The organism is Phycisphaerae bacterium, from assembly GCA_012729815.1.
Lineage (GTDB): Bacteria > Planctomycetota > Phycisphaerae > JAAYCJ01 > JAAYCJ01 > JAAYCJ01.
Map to the genome: position 1 here is coordinate 1 of JAAYCJ010000262.1, position 2,304 is coordinate 2,304.

At 59.9% G+C, this 2,304-nt stretch carries 3 protein-coding genes; 1 reads left to right on the top strand and 2 read right to left on the bottom strand.

All coding sequences use genetic code 11. The features are described from left to right. On the top strand, window positions 1-160 hold a 160-nt coding region (locus tag GXY33_17110), incomplete at its 5' end, for a hypothetical protein (GenBank protein NLX06859.1). Window positions 161-189: 29 nt separating this feature from the next. Here the strand turns inward: GXY33_17110 and GXY33_17115 are convergent. Together GXY33_17115 and GXY33_17120 are read right to left on the bottom strand one after the other, a co-directional pair. Further along, a complete protein-coding gene (locus GXY33_17115; protein NLX06860.1) occupies window positions 190-1,350 on the bottom strand; it encodes an exo-alpha-sialidase in 1,161 nt (386 codons plus the stop codon). 202 nt (window positions 1,351-1,552) lie between these two features. Then, on the bottom strand, window positions 1,553-2,304 hold a 752-nt coding region (locus GXY33_17120; GenBank protein ID NLX06861.1), incomplete at its 5' end, for a hypothetical protein.

Genomic DNA, 2,304 nt, shown 5'->3' on the forward strand with positions numbered 1-2,304 from the left:
CGCCGACGACCACACCTTCCGCCTCAACGTCATCGCCGTCGACGCCGATCACCCCGTCGCCGGTACCATCCAACTCCCCTGGCGCCCGCACTGGTACCTCCCCAACGCCAACAACGCCGAAGGAACCTTCATCCTCTCAAACGACACCACCCACCCGTAGGGTCCGTCGCCCCGACGCACCGTCCTCCGCTAAACCTGAACCGATATCTTCCGGCACAAAATCGTCTTGCAGGGTCGGCCTTGAGGGTTTGGATAGCTGAAATCCGAATAGACGATGACGGCCGTCCGGTCATCCAGCGGTAATAAATCGGAATAGGAACAGGTATCACTCTGTATCCGCCCCGGCGCCACCAGGGTGAGGCGCTCATCCCATCCTTCCACTCCGGAAGGATCAGCGGTTGCCCGCAGATATAATCCCGGCCGGCCATAGGCACATAACGTTACCCCGCTGCCCAACGAGAGCAGTTGCGGCCAGACGCCGAGGTGATCAAATACTTTCGGCCGGGTCCACGTGGTCCCGCCATCCACGGAACGAACCATATAGAGCGGGCCCACCCCGTGGCCGTCCGTCGTGCGAAGCAGGCACAGCAGCGAACCATCGGGCGTCGCCGCGAATTCCGGCTCGGTAAAACCATCCCGGGCATCCCACGCCGGGTCCGCATCGGGATCGGGCAGATAAGGAATATCGCTCAGGACCTTCCAGCTCCGCCCGGCGTCGTCCGATCGCAAAAACAGGGTATGACATATCCGCAGCACCCACCGATCCCGGAACAGTTGCGGAGTCAGGTAAAGCGTGGCGTACAAACCACCGTCGGGCAATACCTTAATTCGATCCTGCTCGAAGAATGGGAAAGTAAAAACATGATCGAAAGCGATACGGACATCGTCCGGCATCTGAACCCTGGCCCATTCCACCACCCCTTTCGACCCGCCGGCGGGCAGACGCCGGAAAGGAAAGGCTTTTGTTAATTCATCGGGCAAGTCCTTGACTGGATAAAAGGTATAGTCAGCGTAGGATCCGCGGATCGTGGAAACGGGGTCAGGCAGCGTTAACTCGGCAACCGGTATCGACGGAATCTGCAGGGCCATCAGCCGGTCGCCGTTCGGCAATAATACCCCTTCCGATTCGCAAATCGTCTGCCTCTCCTCCCACGATCGCCCCTGGTCGCTGGATACCGCATGACCCATCGGTAATCCGTACGCCGTCGGCGAATCCGCCTCAATGTGAAATTCCACATGCAGATTCCCATCCGCCAGCCGCTCAATCCGAGGAAACTGCCACGGTCCCCAATTCGTCACCTCAGGCGAAGCCTGGGAAACAATCACCGGCTCACTCAGATCCACGTTCATCATACACCTCAAAATATATCAGCGTCACATCATGACCGCATCATTCCAAAAACACCCAACCAGAATATCGACAAAGACAATTATAACCGTTCACGGACTCCGATCCATCGCCGGAATACAGGCAATATGCCGGAATAGCCCCCTCCACCACATCCCCTTCCTCTCTGCGTCTCCGCGCCTCTGCGGGAATCTCCCTCCTCCCCTACCTCTCCGGCGCCAACATCCCAGGCCCGTCCGCCCAACGCAAAAACACCGGCTTGGTCATCCCCCCGTCAAGCCGAAAATCCGTCACCAAGACCACCACCGTATTCGACCCGTCCCATCGCAGCACTTTGGTGATGTCAAACTCGAACGGCTCCTCCCACCAGTTCGGATCGTTCTCGCCCTCCTTGCGATGCTCGCCCACCCGCTCGCCGTTCACCCACACCTCCGCCTCGTCGTCCACCGCTTCGAACTTCAAATGAACAACGTGCCCCTTCCACGACGCCGGAGCCTCAAACGTCCGCGCAAACCAGCTCCACCCGTCGTAGCCCGCAACGCCCGCAACGTCATACTCCTCCTGCCGCCCGGGAACGCTCACCTGACTCCACCCGTCGCCGAAAACGCTCTGCTTGAACCATTCGGACTTCACACCCTCCTGCCCCGGATCGAGCCGGAACGACCACTTCCCCGTCAACCGATACGTCCCCTTCGGATCGTCCGGCAGTGCCCGGCCGAACAACTCCACAGCCGAAAAATGCACGTCGCTCCGCGCCTGCTTCGACCAGTCCCAGACACTATGAACGATCAGCTTGATCCGGTCCGTCTGCAGGTCCGCGAAATCCGCGAAAATCGCCTCTCGCTCCAACTCCCCCATCTGACCGACCGTCTTCCACCGCTCAGCGATCATCGCCTGCACCTCGATCCGCTGCAGCGAATAGCCGCCCGCATTAGGCACGCGGATCAGAATCCGCG

Bases quoted from the DNA above. Each gene is read 5' to 3' on its own strand.
- GXY33_17115 (NLX06860.1), bottom strand. From the start codon at position 1,350: ATGAACGTGGATCTGAGTGAGCCGGTGATTGTTTCCCAGGCTTCGCCT.